General features: G+C 36.6%; 11 protein-coding genes. 2 read left to right on the forward strand and 9 right to left on the reverse strand.

Features of this window, described 5'->3' with window-relative positions:
• Nucleotides 1-2 precede the first annotated feature (2 nt).
• The gene (locus HN014_RS01500; protein WP_176027142.1) at nt 3-734 is read left to right on the forward strand and encodes a response regulator transcription factor; all 732 of its coding nucleotides are present in this window, start codon (nt 3-5) and stop codon (nt 732-734) included.
• On the opposite strand, the gene HN014_RS01505 is transcribed toward HN014_RS01500, so the two are convergent.
• The 6 genes from HN014_RS01505 to HN014_RS01530 are packed head-to-tail and all read right to left on the reverse strand — an operon-like array spanning nt 723 to nt 14,917.
• Nucleotides 723-1,226, reverse strand: coding sequence for a hypothetical protein (locus tag HN014_RS01505; protein WP_176027143.1), 504 nt, complete (start codon nt 1,224-1,226; stop codon nt 723-725). The two genes, HN014_RS01500 and HN014_RS01505, sit on opposite strands and share 12 nt — an antisense overlap.
• A gap of 30 nt (nt 1,227-1,256) precedes the next feature.
• Nucleotides 1,257-2,450: a glycosyltransferase gene (locus tag HN014_RS01510; RefSeq protein ID WP_176027144.1), complete on the reverse strand. Its 1,194-nt coding sequence runs from the start codon at nt 2,448-2,450 to the stop codon at nt 1,257-1,259.
• A gap of 55 nt (nt 2,451-2,505) precedes the next feature.
• A complete protein-coding gene (locus HN014_RS01515) occupies nt 2,506-3,333 on the reverse strand; it encodes an alpha/beta fold hydrolase (RefSeq protein WP_176027145.1) in 828 nt (275 codons plus the stop codon).
• Nucleotides 3,334-3,345: 12 nt separating this feature from the next.
• Nucleotides 3,346-3,654, reverse strand: coding sequence for an acyl carrier protein (locus HN014_RS01520; protein ID WP_176027146.1), 309 nt, complete (start codon nt 3,652-3,654; stop codon nt 3,346-3,348).
• Nucleotides 3,642-7,940 (reverse strand): type I polyketide synthase, encoded by a 4,299-nt coding sequence (locus tag HN014_RS01525; RefSeq protein ID WP_176027147.1) that lies wholly within the window; start codon nt 7,938-7,940, stop codon nt 3,642-3,644. Before HN014_RS01525 ends, HN014_RS01520 begins: the two co-directional genes overlap by 13 nt.
• 26 nt (nt 7,941-7,966) lie before the next feature.
• On the reverse strand, nt 7,967-14,917 hold the full coding sequence (locus tag HN014_RS01530; protein WP_176027148.1) for a type I polyketide synthase: 6,951 nt from the start codon (nt 14,915-14,917) through the stop codon (nt 7,967-7,969).
• A 649-nt stretch (nt 14,918-15,566) separates the two neighbouring features.
• Here HN014_RS01530 and HN014_RS01535 point away from each other — a divergent pair.
• The gene (locus HN014_RS01535; RefSeq protein WP_176027149.1) at nt 15,567-16,130 is read left to right on the forward strand and encodes an AAA family ATPase; all 564 of its coding nucleotides are present in this window, start codon (nt 15,567-15,569) and stop codon (nt 16,128-16,130) included.
• A 26-nt stretch (nt 16,131-16,156) separates the two neighbouring features.
• Here the strand turns inward: HN014_RS01535 and HN014_RS01540 are convergent, their stop codons facing one another.
• The 3 genes from HN014_RS01540 to HN014_RS01550 all read right to left on the reverse strand — a co-directional run bounded on the left by HN014_RS01540 (nt 16,157) and on the right by HN014_RS01550 (nt 19,008).
• Nucleotides 16,157-17,224: a YncE family protein gene (locus HN014_RS01540; protein WP_176027150.1), complete on the reverse strand. Its 1,068-nt coding sequence runs from the start codon at nt 17,222-17,224 to the stop codon at nt 16,157-16,159.
• A gap of 289 nt (nt 17,225-17,513) precedes the next feature.
• Nucleotides 17,514-18,245, reverse strand: a complete 732-nt coding sequence (locus tag HN014_RS01545) for a thioesterase II family protein (RefSeq protein WP_176027151.1) — start codon at nt 18,243-18,245, stop codon at nt 17,514-17,516.
• A gap of 70 nt (nt 18,246-18,315) precedes the next feature.
• Complete coding sequence (locus HN014_RS01550; RefSeq protein ID WP_176027152.1) at nt 18,316-19,008, reverse strand: hypothetical protein; 693 nt, start codon at nt 19,006-19,008, stop codon at nt 18,316-18,318.
• Nucleotides 19,009-19,192: the final 184 nt, after the last annotated feature.

Here is a 19,192-nt window from a genome sequence, read left to right on the forward strand (position 1 = left end):
TTATGACAACCGTTTACAAAGATAAATTTCAAGTTTTATTAGCCGAGGATGACAGCAGTTTTGGTATGCTGATGAAAAGTTATCTGGAATTACATGAGTATGAAGTTACGTTGGCTCCTGATGGGGTGCAAGCCATCACTGCTATTACTAATAAAAAATTTGACTTGTGCATTCTGGATGTAAACATGCCGCGAAAAGATGGGTTCACTCTTGCAGAGGAAATAAAAAAAAGGTACCCTGGGATACCTTTTATTTTTTTAACTGCTAAAGCCTTAAAAGAAGACCAGCTAAGAGGTTACCAGATAGGAGCAGATGACTATCTCATTAAGCCGTTTGACTCCGAGTTACTGCTGATGAAGATTTCTATTGTCATTCATAGAAACAATGCTATTAAACAGGTAACTACGCCTCTTTTATATACTATTGGTAGTTTCGAGTTTAATTATGAAACCAGGCAACTTTTTCTCGATAAAAAAACAAAAAAACTAACTCCAACAGAAGCTGAATTGCTTCGATTGTTATGTGAGTATGATGCCAGAAAGCAAGTACTTCCCAGAGAAAAAACGCTTCTTTCTATATGGAAATCTGACGATTATTACACTACCAGGAGTATGGATGTTTTTATTACCAAACTCAGAGGGCACTTAAAAGAAGACCCTAATTTCCAGATTGAAATCATCAATATTCACAATAAAGGATTCAGGCTAGAAATCCAGCCCAAATCAAAAAATTAGTTTCTGCTTTTTTCGCAAATCAATAATGGGTAAATATGTATATACTACTGCCAAAACCCCTGCTAATACGGGAACTACTCCGAGAATGTATGCTTTATCAAATCTAAAGCCCTCCGGTAATAATTGCAAGGTAACCAATAATAGTACAAAGCCTATTCCTATGGCTATTCCACCGTTTTTCACCCCTTGAATTCTGGCAAATCGCAACCACTTAAAATCTTCTTCATGTAATATTGACAATTTTTCTTTCTCGATTTCCTTATACGTTCTTTTTACTACATCTAGGGTCACAAAAAACGGAAGTAAAAACAGTAAGGGTAAAAATACCTTAGCCATTGATTGCTCTCCTTCAAAAAACGCCAGCGATTCGAACTTTAACAAGGAGTAATATTGTATCAAATAATTCAAAATACAATTAAAAATTCCATTAACAACAGCCCTTTTAAATAAGAACTTACGTAATGGTTCATGATTCTTTAATACGGTCAGCATACTAATTTCAGGTCTTAAGAAGATTATAGATCAAAGTGCTACTTGTTGTGGTACCAATCTTTCCAATTGTTTTACCGCTGCTTCAATGCCTCCTGTGGCTACAAAAGAATCTCTCACATTTTCTGCTGCCATTCGATAAGAAGCATTCGTCAATATAGAGGTTATAGCTGTTTCCAATTCTTCTTCCTTTAATCGTTTGAAACGCAATCGAATCCCACAACCTAATGCATCTACTCTTTCTGCGACTCGAGATTGATCAAATGCAATCGGTAGTACAACAAGAGGCAAACCATTGGCTATACTCTCACTAACAGTATTGTACCCGGCATGACAGACTACTCCATCCAGATAAGGCAATACTTCTAATTGAGGAATCCTTTTTTGGACAATAAAATTATCCGGCCATTCTTCGAATAAATCCGGATCTGAAATTACCACCACAATCGTATCTGTATTGCCCATAACTGCGATTACCTTTGACAGAAAATCTTTCATTATTTCTGACGGAAAAATAGTCCCTATGGAAACTAATATTTTTTTGTGGTTACTTTTTTGTAATCGATCAAAGTCAAATTCCATATCAGAAGGACGTTTTCCTATAGAAGGACCAAAAAACTGGTATCGTTTATCCAGATCATTTGCACCCAAAAACATCGATGACGCAAATACCATTGATAAGGTTTCTGAACAGACAATTGGTTGATCTGTCAATACTCCTAACTCTTGTTGTAATCCTACTACCTTTGAAGCTTCCCACTCTACAAATTTCGGATATTCTTCAGAGGGCATTATTGCTGTAGGAGCACTGAGAGAGGTCACATACGGAATCTTATTTTTATACGCATAAATTGCTCCTGCAAATGCCTGATGATCTGAAATAATTACATCTGGCTTAAACGCTTCGATATACTCAGGTATATGCTTACTCATATATCGTGCTAATGGCACCAGTACATCTTCAAACAGAACTTTTACGCTTTTTAATCCAAATGTTCTGGGAATATCTTTAAACATTTCCTCCAGATACTTCTTTTCATCTTCCTTGGTTTTATATTTTTCCTTTTCTATCTGATAAAAAATAGCTTCATCAGGTAGTAAATACGAAAAATCAGTAATACTAACCCATCCTACCTGATGTCCTTTCTCCAGTAAAGAAATTCCCAAGCTCAAAGTAGGGTTGATATGTCCCCAAAACGGAGGAACTATAAATAAAAACTTTGCCATTGTGATTTACTATTTTGTTAGTTCATATTAATAAGTGAATGTCTATACGCTACTACTAGTTGATTAATTCTCTTACTGGGGTTTGCAAAAAATGTAAGATATTATCAAAGCTATCTCCGGGATTTTCCATAATAAACCAATGTCCTCCATTTTTCAGGAAATACGATGTACTTTCTATGTGATTATGTAGCCTTTCTGCTTCTTTGAGGCAATCAGATTCTTTTCCAAACAGGAGTAATACCTCGGATGTAATTTTCTCTAAATCTTCTTCGGGAAAAATATCTTCGCTGAGTAAATCTTCTAATAAGGTTGTCTGCTGACACAAGAATTCGAATGTTTTGAACATTGAAATTCCCAAAAATTTTCTCTTCTTATCTGTTTGCCCTTCTACAAAAGCAGTTTCTCTTTCTAAGTTATATCTTTTTAATACATCATTAGGGAGTTCTCTTTTCACCTTCTCGATATCTGTGATCTTATTTTCTTTCATATATCGATGGATCATAGTGTGCTGTGTACTAGGACACTCTATAAGAACGATTTTATCGAATCGTTCTGGAAATTGTATTGCGCATTTTAGCGCTGTTTGCGCTCCAAAACTATATCCTAAAATATGAGCTCTTGCTATTTTTTTGCTATCCATAAGACCAATCACATCTGATGCAATTGTTGTCAAATCATACCCATAGGTTACTTTTTCTGTTTTTCCATGTCCTCTTAGATCAAACATCAGTACATGATATTTTTTGGCTAATACAGGGGCTAATGTAAAATACCATTGTGCCAATGTGCTTACCATTCCTGATACCATTACAATGGTTTGAGAACCTGAAGGGTTAAGCTCCTGTACATGAAACTTTACATTATTAACAGTGATAATTGCCATATTGCTGTTTTTTTAGTTAGTGGCTAATATTGCTTTTTCCAGGTAAGCAACTACCTCTTTTAATGTCAGGTTAAAAATCTTTTCCATTTCCATGGAGGACATCCAACCTGCTAGATCTACATGTTCTCCATACATACCTTTTACCTTATCTGCAAATTGTACAATTTCAATACTCTCCATCTCCAGATCGTCCGTAAATGAGCAATCTTCATTAATATCTTCCAGACTTAAGAAATCTTCGCCTACTACCTCTATTATCATCTGTTTTAACTGTAGTAATATTCCGTCTGCTGTAACAGGTCTTTCGTTTACTTTATCCATGCTATTATATAGTTTTTATATCGTTTTGTTTGAATCCAGGTATCTTCTATTTTGATACGCTCGTCCTTAATTTCATTTATTCTTATTTTTTTAGGAGCTCCTCCTAATCCTATTCCCATTGATTTTCCATAAGCTTCTTTTGCCGACCATCCTCTGGTGATCCATTCCCAATAAGCTTCTTTTTCTGACAGAAGAGCAACTTCCTGCTCATGAAATGAAACTGCTATAAAGCCTTCTCCCCTATCTTTTATTTCTTCTAAATCGATTCCCGGATTTCTGATTGATGAAACAGTGGCTACTGCCAGTTTTTCTTTATGTGATAAAGAGACATGGATTCCCTCCAACTCATTTCCTTCTCCGGTAACATATGGTTTTCCCGAAGGGTCAGAATGTACTGTTATCTCCCCTGGGAACAACTGATTCCCTGTCGTATCAGCAATATACTTACACACTGCATCCTTGATAGCTACTTTTCCCATTAACCAAGAACGTTGTTGAGAAAGCTTTAACGAATTAAATACTTCTTTTTCTTTAGAATTCAGGTAACGTCTCATGACATACCCCCAGGCAGTAACTCGCTTATAGTGTCCGTGAAATAATGAGATTCCTGGCAAAATTTCATCTGACAATTTATGTGCTCGTATTGATCTATAAGTTTTAGACATAATAGCATCAAAGCCCAGTCGTTTATTTTGCCAACCTGTAATGGTCGCCCATACCTGATCTCCTTTGTAAAGAATCATTTTAGCAATCAATATTTCGTCAGTTTCTTTTTCCAGTCTGCATACACATTTTATAATTCCGTCTTGTTTCAGAAAATCATCAAAAAACTGAATCTTTCTGATCTTCATTGGGAATGCCACATAATCATCAGATAACCCCCAATGGCACCATAATCCGAATAGTTGTCCTGCATTATCAAGTAAAGAACCTTTTCCTGTTCCTCCTGAGATTAACGCACTCATTCCTTTGGTTCCGTTTTGCAAAAACTGTCGAATTCCCTGATAGGCTTCGCCATGAAACATATGACGTTCTTCATACACCTGCTTTTCTGTTAATGGGGCTGGTCTCTCTTCTCCCAAATCTTCAATCTTAGTATAGGGAGGTGTTTTATATTCATCACCTATGGTGATCGTTGCTGTAGCGTACTCTCCAAAAGAAACTACGGCATTATTCGCATCTTTCCAGGTTCCACTGAGCGTTATATGTACAGGACTGGCTGCTTCCATCCATTTAAATGCCTGTACATCTCCTATCGCAATAATTTTTTTAGCGACAGTCTGCTCCAATACACTTTCTGCCATAATCTCAATAAGCATGGTCATGGGAACTACGGGAAAGAAATCTTCTGGATATATCCATCCTTCTCGTTGTTCATACATTGCATGGTCTTTCAGCTCGGGGTATTTCGTTAAAGAGATCTCTATTGTCTTAGAGAAATCCTCAGGAATCGGTTCTTTTGTCAAAACAGTATCTCTATCAGTCAATTTCAGATAATGATGCTTCTCCCCTGCTGTTTTTAGTTGTTTTTCCAGTACCTCAGTAATTGCTAACTGTGCTTTCTGAATGCTTTCAAAATTTTCCTGAAACTGTTTCAATACCGGGTGTTTATGGGTAACTTTCTCATGAGTAGGAATTCGTTTCTCATAGTTTGAAGGAATTTTTATATCTCCAAAATCCTTGATCAACGTTTGCCCTAATGCCAGTTTAATTTCTTTATTTTTTACTTCTTTCTCTATACGATTCAAGAATGAAATCCCTTCTTCTCTTCCTTCTACAAACAAAGCTGCTATCACTCGCTGAATCTGATTAATTCCCGTTCGTTTTGTACTACTTGCCGATATTCCCGAATATTGCTTTCCTTTCAGTATATCATCTGTAAAGCCTATCAATCCTCCTCCTCCTATTTGTATAAACACACGCGCTCCCTCTTCGTACAATTTTTGTGTTAACTCTCTAAAACGTACTGGTTTTAACAAATTATCAACGGATAATTCTTTTATTCCCTCGATATCATCCGGATATGGAGCAACAGTGGTAGCAGACCAAATAGGAATACGGGGAGCGTTTTGTATACAAACATTAATATCTTCCAGTTCTTTGGCATACTCCTGAAAAAAAGGAGAGTGAAAACCGGACTGAAACGGCAATACCTGATTGAATATTTGTGCCTCGTCCAATATTCTTTTGCAGATATCCAACGCATATTTTTTACCACAAAGAATTATCTGGTGATGACAATTATCATGAGAAAGGTATATATCTTTTATCCCTTCAATAATTGGACGAACTTTCTCTAAACCACATCCAACTACCAAAAAAAACACATCCGGAACACTTATAGAACTCAATCGTTGTTCTGATAATGTTTGTAAGGTGGTTTCTTTTTCACAAATTCCTGAAGACATATATCCAACCCATTCTCCCAGACTATGACCTGCTATCACATCTGGAGTTATATTCATTTTTTTAAGAGCCGTATCTAAAATAATACTACAGGCAAATACACTCATTACAGAGCCTACCAACTCTGTATTCTTTTGATACGTTAATGCAGGAATATCAAAATAACGACAAACATCTTCTGTCGTACTATCTTCCAATCCATCCAGCCCCGGAAAAAGAAAACATACTTTTTCTCCATTTTGAAGTAAAGGAGTACTCGTATACCAAATGTCATTTCTATTTCTCCAGGATCGACCTCTTTTTATAATCTTAATTGCCTTCTTTATGCGTTCAGGAGTAGGGTTGAACAATACAATACGGTGATCTCCTCTTCCCAGTTCCGTTTCTTCATTCTCCAATGCATGGATTAATGCACTCCCGGAGGTTCTTTTTAATAAAAGCACAGGGTCTTTCTCTATGTTACTTTCTATTTGCGAAGCATTTTGTTTCTTAGCAATATCTCCTCCCTCTAATACGACATGGGCATTAATCCCTCCAAACCCAAACGCATTGATACCCGCATATCGAGGCGTATCAGATTGTTTCCAGTCAATTTCTTCTTGCAAAATTGAGAATTTACTCCCCGATAATATATCTAAGGGTTCATCACAATGTAATGTCGGAGGTTGTTTTTCGTGATATAAAGCCAGTGCTGTTTTAATCACACCTGCAATTCCTGAAGCTGGCATTGTATGACCTATCATAGACTTGACGGTTCCTAAACCGACTTGCGAGGTTCCTTCTTTCTCTCCAAACACCTGTTTAAGGGTTGTTATTTCTGTCTTATCTCCTAATACTGTTGCTGTACCGTGCGCTTCTATATACCCTATATTTGTTTTATCGACTCCTGCATTTTCCCAGGCTTGTTCAATTGCTTTGGTTTGTCCTGATACGGACGGGCTCATCAGGCTTGTTCCTGCTCCATCACTAGCAATTCCCACTCCTTTTATCACTGCGTATATTCTATCGTTATCTGCTAGTGCCTTTTCCATTTTTTTCAGGACAACCATTCCACACCCTTCTCCAATAACAAGACCATCTGCTTCTTTATCAAATGGTCTGATCTGTTGCTTTCTTGATAAAGCTCCTAATTGGGTAAAAAGGCTATAAAAACTCTCATTCTGACATAGATGAATCCCTCCCGCAAGAACAAGATCACATCTTCCTGAATTGAGTTCTCTTACGGCATGGTCAATGGCTATCAAGGAACTGGCACATGCTGCATCCACAGTATATGCCGTTCCTCCAAAATCCAACCTGTTGGCTATTAATGATGCTACCAAATTAGGGATTAATCCCATTGTGGTATCTGCTCCATAGCGTCCTGTTTGTGCTAAAAATGTTTCTTTTACTTTGATTAATTCTGAGGGAGCAATATCAGGAAGTACTGTTTTTAATAAAGTAACCAAATGTTCTCCGGTTCTCATTTTTTCTGATACCATGGAAGAACGTATTCCTGGATAGTTTCCTTTCCCTAAAATAATTCCGGCTTTGTCCAGCGCAATATTTTTCTCAAAAACCCCTGCATCATCCAGAGCTTTTTTTGCCATTTTTAATGATAGCAGGTGATCAGGATCCATCCCTTCTACAGCTATGGGTAAAATTCCAAAAGCTACCGGGTCAAATGCTGCAAATTCATCTACAAAACCACCTCTTTTGCAATAAAATCTATCTATTGCAGAGGAAGAAGGATCATAATATGTTTTATCCCATCGATGGTCAGGGACTTCTGTTATGGCATCTACTTTATTAATAATATTCGACCAAAAAGTGTCTATATCTCCTGCTCCGGGAAAAACACAGGACATTCCTACTATAGCGATATCAGTTTTATTCGTCATGGTTTTTTTATTGTGTGAACTATTCTTTACTCAGCCATGATCAATACCTGACTATCTGTTCCGTATTTTACTTCATTTATAAAAGTTTCTATTCCTTCTTCCAGCGGAATCAAGCCTATTCCTCTACGTTCGTATTCTTTTTCTAGGGAAGAGGATACCATGCCTGCTCCTTTCCAGGGTCCCCAATTGATTGAGATCACTTTTCCTTGTAAGCGTTCTTTTAATTCCCAGGCATATTCATCCAACACGCTATTGGCTGCAGCATAATCAGTTTGTCCTTTATTTCCATAAACGGATGCTACACTGGAGAACAATACCACAAATTGTACATCTTCTCTCAATTTTTCTGCGATGATTCTAAGCGGAGTAACCTTCGTCGTGAATACTCTTTCAAAAGATTCTATGGTTTTGTTTTGAAATAATTTGTCTTCCAAGAGTCCTGCACCATGGATGACCCCATCTATTCTTCCAAATTGGTCATACAGGGAATCTATTAATTCTTCCAGCCTCTTTTCTACTCTGAGGTCTATCGAATGATAGGTGACTATGGCGCCATTTTTCTCTAAGGATTTTATGGTGCGTAGCACTTGATTCCTTTTGAACAATTGCTTTGCTTTTGCTTCTATCTGTGCCGGTTTCTTTAATATTCCTTCCTGGATTAGTTTCTTTTTGATTTCTGCTATTGAATAGGTGGTTGTCCAACGATCTTCTTTTTCTTTTCTAGGATCTGAAGATCTTCCTACCAGCACATAGTTACACGGATATTCCTGAGAAAAGCGCACCATCATCTCCGCTGTTATTCCCTGAGCTCCTCCTAGAACAAGAACGACCCCATCTTTATCAATAGTCATCTCAGGTGTTGATTGATTCGTTAATGTTTCCCGGACTAACTCAAATGTTTTCCGCTCTGTATCATCATAAAAAACTTCTGCATGATCATCCACTAGTACTAACTCATCTATTAGTATTTCTGCAATGCGTTCTTCGGATAATTGGGTCTCCAGATTTATGGTTTTGCATTGTACTTGTTCCCACTCCTTATCCAAACTTTTTAAGAAACCGGCATATCCCTGAAAGTTTCTTAGCATTTTTAGATCTTTTGATGTCTCCAAATAACTTTTTAGATCAGATACCGCATATACCCATATTGCTTTTTTAGCATCTAACTGCTGTACCTGTGATACAAAATCGGTGATTTTAGGTCTTTTGGGAGATGTTAATATGTCTAGTAATATCAAACCATCATATGTATGCAGTTCTTCATTTTCTGACACAATGGTTACTAACATTCCTTTATCTTCCAGTTGTTTTTTTATGGTTTGAACCAGGCTACTCCCTTCGTCCGTTATAGCAATTTTCTTCCCCTCTAATATTCTTTTTTCTTTTGGAGCCCCCGCTTGCCTGGTCAAAGTGATTTTTTGGCGTGTCAGTATATTTTCTTTTGTAACTGAAGACTGTTCTTCCATTATGTGATCAGTTGAAGTATCTGAAGTATCATTATTGGAGATCCAGGTGATCAATCCCTGTATGGTTTTAATCGCTGTTAACTCTTCTATCAATTCTTCTTCTGTTTTACCCTTTACTTCAAAACCTCCCAAAGCCGTTCTCAACTCTCCTATAATTTCCATTCTTTTTATAGAATCAATACTCAAGTCTGCTTCCAGATCCATTTCCATTCCCAACATCTCTTCCGGATATCCTGTTTTATCTGATACGACCGCTATTAATATTTCTTGTACATTTTTCTTTTTAGGCATTTCAGTTGCGGCTACAGTAATATCCGTAGTTTCTTTACTTTTCTGATTGTGTTCCTGTAACCAATTGATCAATCCTTTTAGCGTTTTGATTGCTGCCAGTTCTTCTATCAATTCTTCTTCTGTTTTACCTGCTACCTTTAACCCTCCTAATGTTTCTTTTAATGCCCCAATGATCTCCATTCTTTTTATAGAATCAATACTCAAATCTGCTTCCAGATCCATTTCCATTCCTAACATCTCTTCCGGGTACCCTGTTTTATCAGCTACAATACTCAGTAGAACAGCCTTGACATCTATTTCTCTTTGCACTTCTTTAACAGGAGTTTCATTGCTATGAACTTGCCCATTTTGTGGTGTTTTTTTGAGAGCTTCAATTGTATGTATTACTTCTTTCGAACCTTCATAGTGTTCGGGAACAGGCTGCCCCAAGTATCCAAGAATAACATCTCGCTGAGCATCTACCATGGATTTTACATTGGATAGATATTCGTGAATCAGAGCTTCTCTTTGTGTGATATCAGGAGTATACATTGTTGTTTGTTTGGCGTTATGTAACTGAATTGCGGATGTTATTGGGAATGCTCCATGCTTAGGCATCTCTCCATAGAGAGGTCTTGTATAATGTCCATTCACCAACCAGGTTGTTTTTGGTTTCTTATAATGTTCTGGTTGATCTAGATCTATCAGTGCCTTTTTTCTTCCTTCGAATAGTTTTTCATAGAGAATCGTTTTTCCGGTGGCTATATATTGGGCGATTGCATGCAACAGATATGGAATTCCTTCCTGATTTCGATGTTCTGTATCAATTGCAATTACTTCATTACCCAGACAGCTTTTTACTAATGAGGTCAATACATTCCCCGGTCCTACTTCTATAAATATTCTCGCATTGTCATCATACATTTGCTGCACTTCTTCCTGAAATTTTACAGGTTGTATCAGATGATCCGCCAACCTTTCTTTTATAGCTTCTTTACTTGTAGGATAATGTGTTGCTGTTGTATTGGACCAAACCTGATATTTTGGTACTTCTATATCGATGGTTTTTAAATACCGCAGATAATTTTCTTTTGCTTTTTTAATAAGAGGACTATGAAATGCGCAAGCGACTTCTATTCTCCTGCAAGCTATTTTATGATCTTTTAATTTCTTTTCCAGTTTTGTTATCGCCGCTGTCGTACCTGCTACAATTTGTTGTGTCGGAGCATTATTATTTGCCAAGGTTACTCCTTCTTCTGCAGCTATTATTTCTTCCAGTCTTTCTTTTGCTATAGATACAGACAACATGGTTCCGGGATCTTCTTCTATAGCGTCTAAAATTGCCTGTGCTCTATGAATACTTAACGGAACTAATGTTTCTTGTTTGATAGCTCCGGCAAAACACAGGGCTGGCAATTCTCCATAACTATGACCTGCCACCATATCCGGTACAATTCCTAATTGCTTTAAAAACGAGGCTATAGCCATATCTACAATTCCTAAAAGAGGTTGCGCTACCTCCGTACTTTTGATCGCTTCTTTTTGTGCCTTTTTAGAGTCTGCATCAAAAACAGTAGCTGGAAATACCAGCTGCTCCAGCTCTTGGTACTGTTCTATTATTTTTCGCATAGATGGTAAGGACACAAAAAGAGCTTTGGCCATATTCACTCGCTGGCTTCCCTGACCTGGAAACATAAAGGCTACTTTTCCTTTTTGAGGATGGGTTCTATATACTCCGGATACTTTTTCTGACACCAAGGTTTTTTCCAATTTTTGCAAAGCATCCAAGGGCGTACTCGCTACTACAGTAACCTGAATCGGAGCTTCATTATATCGAAAGAGACTATAAGCGATATCTCTTAGTTTCAGTGTTTCATTTACCGAAAGTATAGCTACTGTTTTCTTAAGAACTATCATCGCTTCTTCATAGGTTGTTCCTCTGAATACTAATAATTCTGATGGCCAAACTTCCAATACTGACTTTGGAGATATTTCTTTTCTGGAAGCTTCTAAAACCGTATGAAAATTAGTTCCTCCAAATCCAAATGCACTTACTCCCGCATATTTCTTTTCGTCATTCCATAATCCGGCTGTAATATTAAATGAAAAAGGGCTGGTGGTTTTATTATAAAACGGATTCGGATTTTCTAACTGAATTGTCGGAGGTTTTATTCCGTGATATAATGCCAAAGCAGTTTTAATAAGACCTGCTAACCCCGCTGCACATTTAGTATGCCCTATTTGCGTCTTAACCGACCCTAACTGCACTTGATTTTTTAAAGCACCTGCCTGTACCATCAAGGTATCTAATGCACTGATTTCTGTTTTATCACCTACTACAGTTCCTGTTCCATGTGCTTCTATCAGAGTGATTTCTCCAGGGGAAACCCCTGCTTGTTCGTAGGCTCTCTCCAGAGCTCTGAGCTGCCCTGTTTTTCTGGGAGCAGTAAGTCCCAAACTTTTTCCGTCACTTGCTCCTCCCACTCCTTTGATAACAGCGTATATACGATCGTTATCTCTCTCTGCATCTTCCAATCTTTTTAGTACGACTACTGCTACGCCTTCTCCCAATGCGATCCCATCTGCTTCTTTGTCAAAGGTTTTGCACCTTCCTTTTTTTGACAATGCATGGGTGTTGGAAAACATTAAATAGTCATTGATCCCATTATGTAGGTCTGTTCCCCCTGCCAGTACCATATCTGATTTTTCTAAAACCAACTCCTGACAGGCTAATTCTAAGGCTGCCAAAGACGATGCACAAGCTGCATCTACAGTATAGTTTCTTCCTCCGAGGTCTAACCGATTCGTAATTCTCCCCGAAATAACATTGGCTAAAATCCCGGGAAAAGAATCCTCGGTAAACTTTGGTAATGCTTCGTCTAACTCAGGAGGAAGTGTCCCAAATACTTGTGGGTAAAATGCTCTGAATCCATAACTTGTCGCCAGATCATTTCCTCCTTCCGCTCCAAAAATTACAGATACATTTTCCCGTTCTGTAGTATGATCCGAATACCCTGCATCTTCTAATGCACGCTTAGCAACCAGCAGGCTCAACAATTGTGAAGCATCAATAGAGGCTAATGATTGTGGAGGAATCCCAAACTCCATAGGATCAAAATCTATTTCCGGAATAAATCCTCCCCATTTTGAATCCGACTTATCGCATGCTACCGAATCATTATTATAATAAATATCTTTATTCCATCGATCATCAGGAACTTCTGTTACACAGTTTTTCCCTGTAACAATATTTGTCCAGTATTCGTCCAGATTTTTAGCTCCGGGAAATATACATGACATTCCTACAATTGCTACATCAAGAGATTTCTTATGTCGCTGGGGGTACGCAGGTACGCTTGCCTTATGTATCATCTCGATACTACCTTCAGTAATCTCTTTGTGTAACTGATCCATGGTAGTAACTTTATCTCTCAAAGCTGCCACATCACCAATCATATACATTCCTGTCTGTAGCTGCTCCGCATCAGAGACTTTTTCCAGTATGCTTCCTTTTCTTTCTATTCCTTTGGAAGCTATTCGCAATCGACCGACATTTAATTGTTCTAATTCTGCCCATATTTCTTTTTTATCGGTGCCTTTGGAGATATAATTTCTTTTTTCGTGTGTAAAAAAGTCAACATAAGGGGTTTTTAGACAACGGGTCTCATGCCCTGGAGCTGTTTCCAGTAAAGTTGTTTCACTTTTTTCTATTGCCTGATGCTGAAATTGAGGTAATATGGCACCACTTTCTACGGCTTCTTGGGTAAAGAGATATGAGGTTCCCATCAAGACCCCTATTTTAGCCCCTTTAAATGCTAATGGAGCTGCTATTGTACTTACCATAGCTGCGGATCTTGCATCGTGAATTCCTCCTGCAAAAAGAATACGGATATCTTCCAGGTTATCTTCTTGTAATAATCGCTCTACTTGTCGCTCCCATAATACCAGACTCGATAGTGGTCCGACATGCCCTCCACATTCTCTACCTTCAAAAACAAACCCTCTGGCTCCTTCTTTGAGATACATATCTAATAAACTGGTAGAAGGAACATGTAAGAATGTTTTGATTCCAATAGCTTCCAGGGGCTTTGCTTGCGAAGGTCTTCCTCCTGCAATTAATACTACCGGAGGTTTTGCTTCTTTTATATAACTTAATTGTTCTTCTCTTACTTCTGCCGGAGCAAATCCCAGAATTCCGACCCCCCATGTTTTATTTCCTAATAATTCTTTAGTTTCTGAGATCATTGTCTTGGCTTTTTCTCCTTTGACCAGAGATAAAGCGATAAAAGGGATCCCTCCTGCTGTTGCTACCGAATTAGCAAACTCCGGGGTATCACTAACCCGGGTCATTGGTCCCTGAGCAATCGGAAATCGAATAGCCAAATCTTTTGCCAAAGGATTTCCTTCTTTCAAAACCGATTCTGATTTTACTTGTTTAATATGTGCATGAATGGCTTCTTCTAATCCAAAAATCATTTTTTTAAGACTTCTGAAACGCTCTTTGAACCCTTTTGCAAAAGAAGCATCCTGCCCCAAAGAAATATAACCTTCCTTGTGATTGAGTGCCCCCAGATACGATCTTATACTTCCGGAAGAAATAGCTGGTGAATCCGGACGAACCAATACTCTATTCCCTTCTATAATTTTGGTAGTAATACCATCCGGCTTTTCTAGTATTTTTTTAGTTTCATCCGATAATCTTCCTTTAGAAAAAAGAGCTAACTGACTGTCTAGAACTACTCCCCTTGCTCCAGATAAAATAAATGCAGGCGCTGTATGCATTCCTATTCCTCCCTGAATCCATATGGGTTTTTCTATTGTATTTATTAACTGCTGAAACATGATAAAAGCGGAGGTATCTCCTACAAAACCACCAGACTCGTTCCCTTTGATAATAAGCCCATCAACAGCCTTCTTTTTTGCTATTTCTATCCCTTCTTGTGCACTATTCGCCTGAATAAAGACTTTTTTATTTTCATAATTATCAATAGCTGTCATTGTATCAGAGATAACCAATGTTACCTGTTCTGGAAGTGATAGATCTATCACTCCGTTTTTAGTCATACAAACTCCAAAAGGCTTAGTGGTCTTACGAATAATTGATGAAATCGCTTCTTCTGCTATTTTTTTATTATATCCTAAATGTAGAATGGGAAATGCAGTTGTTTCTAATAGTGCTATAAGAAAATCTGAACATGGGTACTCAAAAGGAGTAATAGCTATAATCTTGTGTGAATTCATAATGCTGGCAGCGTTAAAAAGGTTCATAAGAATTTTAATCAGAAGTAGGTACAATGATCCGATACATATAAAATGATGTACACTGAACCTGCTTCTCTTTTTTTAAAAAAGCAAAAGAAGCTCTGTTCTCTAATCTATTTATTGAGAACTTTTATAAAAAACAATTACGTGTATACCGAATAGAACAACAGAATATATCTGAGCTATGAAACGAATTGTTTTATAAACTTTTTAGGTGTAATAGTTGTATTAAAAAGGAGAGTATCGAGGTTACATATAATATTATATAAAGAAAAAACAACCCTCCTTATTAAAAAGAAATCAGTATTCTATATATTGAGATTCTTTCATAATTAAGTTTAGTTTAGGTTTAAAAAGTAATTTAATTGGTTTATAAACAATCAGCGGTTATACTGAAGTACCTATTATTAATACTGATTGATTATTTGGTTATCTTAAAATTACAATAACTTTTTTCTAAAAATGTTATCGAATTGTTAATTTGATTTTTATGAATCTAAAGGGGCTTTTAATGTATTTTTTCTCAAAAAAGGTGTTTTTTTTTACTTCATTATCAACAATAAAAAAAAGGAGAATTATCATACAATAATTTATTTTTACACTTTATTGATTTTGAAGCTACTAAAACATGAAAATTATAATTTTTGGCGCTTCCGGTTCTGGTACTACCACATTGGGTAGAGAATTAGCAAAAGTGCTTTCCTGCCCTCATTTAGATGTTGATGACTATTACTGGAAAAAAACAGTTCCTCCTTTTCAGCTAAAAATACCTCTTAAAGAGCGTAATCTTGCCTTATGGAAAGATTATTCCTTACATCCATCTGTCGTTCTTAGTGGGTCATTAGTAAGCTGGGGGCCTGAATGGGAACATGCTTTTGAGCTTGCTGTATTTTTATACATTCCTCCAGGCATTCGATTAGAACGCTTGCGAAAAAGAGAAGAATTGCGTTATGGAACTTCCCTGAATACTGATATAGCAATCCGGAAAAACTCTTCTGATTTTCTAAATTGGGCAGCTCAATATGATGATCCTAATTTTGAAGGAAGGAGTATCAGCATTCATCATCAATGGATACAAAAACTCAGCTGTCCTGTTCTAAAAATTGAAGGAGATACCAGCCGGAAAGATCGCTTACACAGTACCTTGGAACAAATACACATATTAAAAAATAAAAAAAAGCCACTTGAATAAGCGGCTTTTATAAGTTTCCTTCTTTCTTAATAGCTTAGAACTCCAAACGGATTTGTTCCCGAATCATGTGCTGAAATTTCTTCTAATTGTCCATTTCTTTTTATGCGATAAAAAACGACTTTGGTTGCTGTCCCTCCTGAATGAGACAAAAATAAAATGGTTCCTCTCCTATTGACTGCCAGATTGTGAGGTATATCATATGTTGTTGTTATCTCAGAAACTACTTTATTCGTATATCGATCTAAAACTCCTATTTTATTTACACCAATTCCTGTGGTAAAGATAAATCGCCTGCTATTGGCTACTCCATGTGTAGACTCAAACGGAACTTCTCCCAGTTTACTCAGGTTAAAACGGCTAAATACTGTCAATTTATTTTCATTTTGAGCCGGCACATATAATTTATAGCCAACTGGTAATAAATGGGCATCTCCCCCTACTTCTTCATGTTTTAGATATTTCATTGTTCGCGTACTATACATCACTACATAGCTTTTATCAGCTCCATCTAATATCGTTACATATGCCGCAACTCCACTAGGTGAAATGGTCACATCATGCTGTACTGCATTTTCTGTCAATTCCGGAATTTCATTCACCGGCAAAGACAATGTTTCTATAACTGTATTGGTATTCAAGTCAATGACAGAAGTTGTTCTTGATACGATATTATTAACCCACAACTGTCCTACACGGTCATTCAACCACATATGAAAAGCACCTTCTTCTATATCAATTTCTCCCTCTAACTCAAAAGTAGCACTATCATAATACACGACTTTCTTATTAATGAAATCTCCCACATATATTCTACTTTTTCTTCTACTATGTGCTAAATAAGTGGGTTGTGCTCCTGGATCAGGAAGTGTGATGTCTTTGATAAATTCTGTATTTTTTGCATTAAAAACACTCACAGTAGCAGAACCTCTATTGGCTACCAGAAAATATTCTTTTCCCGAATACCATGATCTATCGTTCTTTTTTTGATCCTGATCCCCTTCTATTACTTGATTCTCGGAAGTTGCAATATCCGTATCACATGATAACAATAATACGCATACTCCCATCATTAAAAATAAAACTGCTTTTTTCATTGTGTGAAATATTAAATAATTAGATAATTTGGTTTGTATAACATTATTAATTTACACATAAAACACAGATTTACAGACAAAAAGAAGAAACACCCTCTTTTATTTAATGTTAAAAAAAACTTAAAAATGTTAAATAAATTATACTGTTTTCACTGATAATATTTCAATTTTTCCCGTATCTCATTACAATTATCTTCATAAAAAAAACGTATTGAATAATGGAATCATTATTCAATACGTTTTCTCTATTCAGAAAAAGTTATACCGACTGTACGAAGTAATTTTATGCTTAAAAATTAGCTATGACACCAGTTGCTTCATGAAATGCATTGACAATTCTATCTACAATTTCTTTGGGATTTTTCAGAATAAAAAAATGATCTCCATGCATCCACTGTATTTTTTGAGGAGCATCTGTTTTTTCATTCCATGCTTTGATACAATCAATCGAAGTTTTTCCGGGACCTTCTCCTATTTCTTCTTCTCCCATACAGACATATAACGGCATTGGAAATAATGAAGTCATTGGAGTAAATACGTAGTCTTCAATAGCTTTGAAATCTCCTTTGAGAATCGGATAATTCAAATCCAAAAGATCTTCATACTCCAGTAACTCTTTGGGTAACCCACCCATCTCTTCTACTTCTTTCCAAAAAACATCTTTGGGAAGTGTTGATTTCTTGGTAAAGGTGACTTTATTCGGAGCTCCCCTCCCGGTAAAAAATAAACATTCCGGAAGCTTATATGATAACTGCATTAATGCTTTTGTTAATTCATATCCCAACAATGTCCCCATACTATGACCATATATCATATAAGGGCTTTCCTCTATATGAGGTTTTATCTGCCTAAGCAAATCTTCTATCATCAGAGAAATATCTTCCAGACGTGACTCTTTAAATCGACTCCCTCTTCCTGGTAACTCTAATGTTATCCACTGTATAGAAGGGGGAACATGTTTTTCTAGTTTTCTAAAACTATACTTATTTCCTCCTGCAAATGGCAATGCTATAATCTTCATGAATCTTTATACATTAATTTTCTTTCTCTAAAGATATTCTATTTATACCTAAACTGATTTTTTTTCTTTTTTAATCGTATAACAAATTTGATGAATACGACTCTATAATATCTTTGGATACCTCATCTGCATAGGTAAAAACCACCACCGTCCTGTTGACTTCTTTTTTTAGTGGTAATACTCTATGTACGGAATCACTTGCTCTCATAAAATAGCTTTCGCCTTGATCCAGATACCCTCGAACAGCTTTATCAGTTCCCAGGTCTTTTATATCCAATGAATTGGGAACATATTCTAATTCCCCTCCTCCATCTTTTCCGGGAGATTCCAAACAGGTAATTAATACAAACGGATATGTGTCAACATGTCCTCCATGAATATCATTTTTTTTATGGAGTCGATGTATTGCATGTCTATCCGCAATATCAGGTGTTGGGAATAACTTATCTCCAGAAATTTCTTCGAGAAAAGCAATCAATTCTTCTTCCTGATATAGTTCTGTAATCATTGAGGATTCATTGAATATAACATTTCCTGATACTGTACTAATTTTTCTTGGAGTAAATTCCGTATCCTCCATTAAAAAGTCTTTTCTTTTGGAGTATGTATCTAATAAATGTATGGCTTCATTAAATAGTGTCTGAAACTTGTCTTTGGTAAAAAAGCCCGGGAGTTTAACGTACTTATTTTTCTGAAACTCTTCTTTTAGGCGATGCATATCTTCATACGCTATAATGGGTGTTTTTTTTGCTATTGTTTTCATTGTGTGAACTTGTTTTAATACATTATTGATATAAACAAAGCTGTAATGGCTTTCTATTTTTGCCAGAAACAGTCGTCTTTTAATATATGCTGGTTATTTATTTGGTAATTGAGATTGTAAATGCTTAGGACTTGCACTAATGGTAGTTTACTTCATAAAAAAAGAGATAAGAAACTCCCTATTT

The sequence above is a fragment of the Aquimarina sp. TRL1 genome (genome assembly GCF_013365535.1).
Lineage (GTDB): Bacteria > Bacteroidota > Bacteroidia > Flavobacteriales > Flavobacteriaceae > Aquimarina > Aquimarina hainanensis.

Excerpts from the sequence above, each read along its gene's own strand:
- HN014_RS01530 (WP_176027148.1), bottom strand. The coding sequence starts at position 14,917 with ATGAATTCACACAAGATTATAGCTATTACTCCTTTTGAGTACCCATGT.
- HN014_RS01520 (WP_176027146.1), bottom strand. The coding sequence starts at position 3,654 with ATGGATAAAGTAAACGAAAGACCTGTTACAGCAGACGGAATATTACTA.
- HN014_RS01505 (WP_176027143.1), bottom strand. The coding sequence starts at position 1,226 with ATGCTGACCGTATTAAAGAATCATGAACCATTACGTAAGTTCTTATTT.
- HN014_RS01550 (WP_176027152.1), bottom strand. The coding sequence starts at position 19,008 with ATGAAAACAATAGCAAAAAAAACACCCATTATAGCGTATGAAGATATG.
- HN014_RS01535 (WP_176027149.1), top strand. The coding sequence starts at position 15,567 with ATGAAAATTATAATTTTTGGCGCTTCCGGTTCTGGTACTACCACATTG.
- HN014_RS01500 (WP_176027142.1), top strand. The coding sequence starts at position 3 with ATGACAACCGTTTACAAAGATAAATTTCAAGTTTTATTAGCCGAGGAT.
- HN014_RS01545 (WP_176027151.1), bottom strand. The coding sequence starts at position 18,245 with ATGAAGATTATAGCATTGCCATTTGCAGGAGGAAATAAGTATAGTTTT.
- HN014_RS01525 (WP_176027147.1), bottom strand. The coding sequence starts at position 7,940 with ATGACGAATAAAACTGATATCGCTATAGTAGGAATGTCCTGTGTTTTT.
- HN014_RS01510 (WP_176027144.1), bottom strand. The coding sequence starts at position 2,450 with ATGGCAAAGTTTTTATTTATAGTTCCTCCGTTTTGGGGACATATCAAC.
- HN014_RS01515 (WP_176027145.1), bottom strand. The coding sequence starts at position 3,333 with ATGGCAATTATCACTGTTAATAATGTAAAGTTTCATGTACAGGAGCTT.
- HN014_RS01540 (WP_176027150.1), bottom strand. The coding sequence starts at position 17,224 with ATGAAAAAAGCAGTTTTATTTTTAATGATGGGAGTATGCGTATTATTG.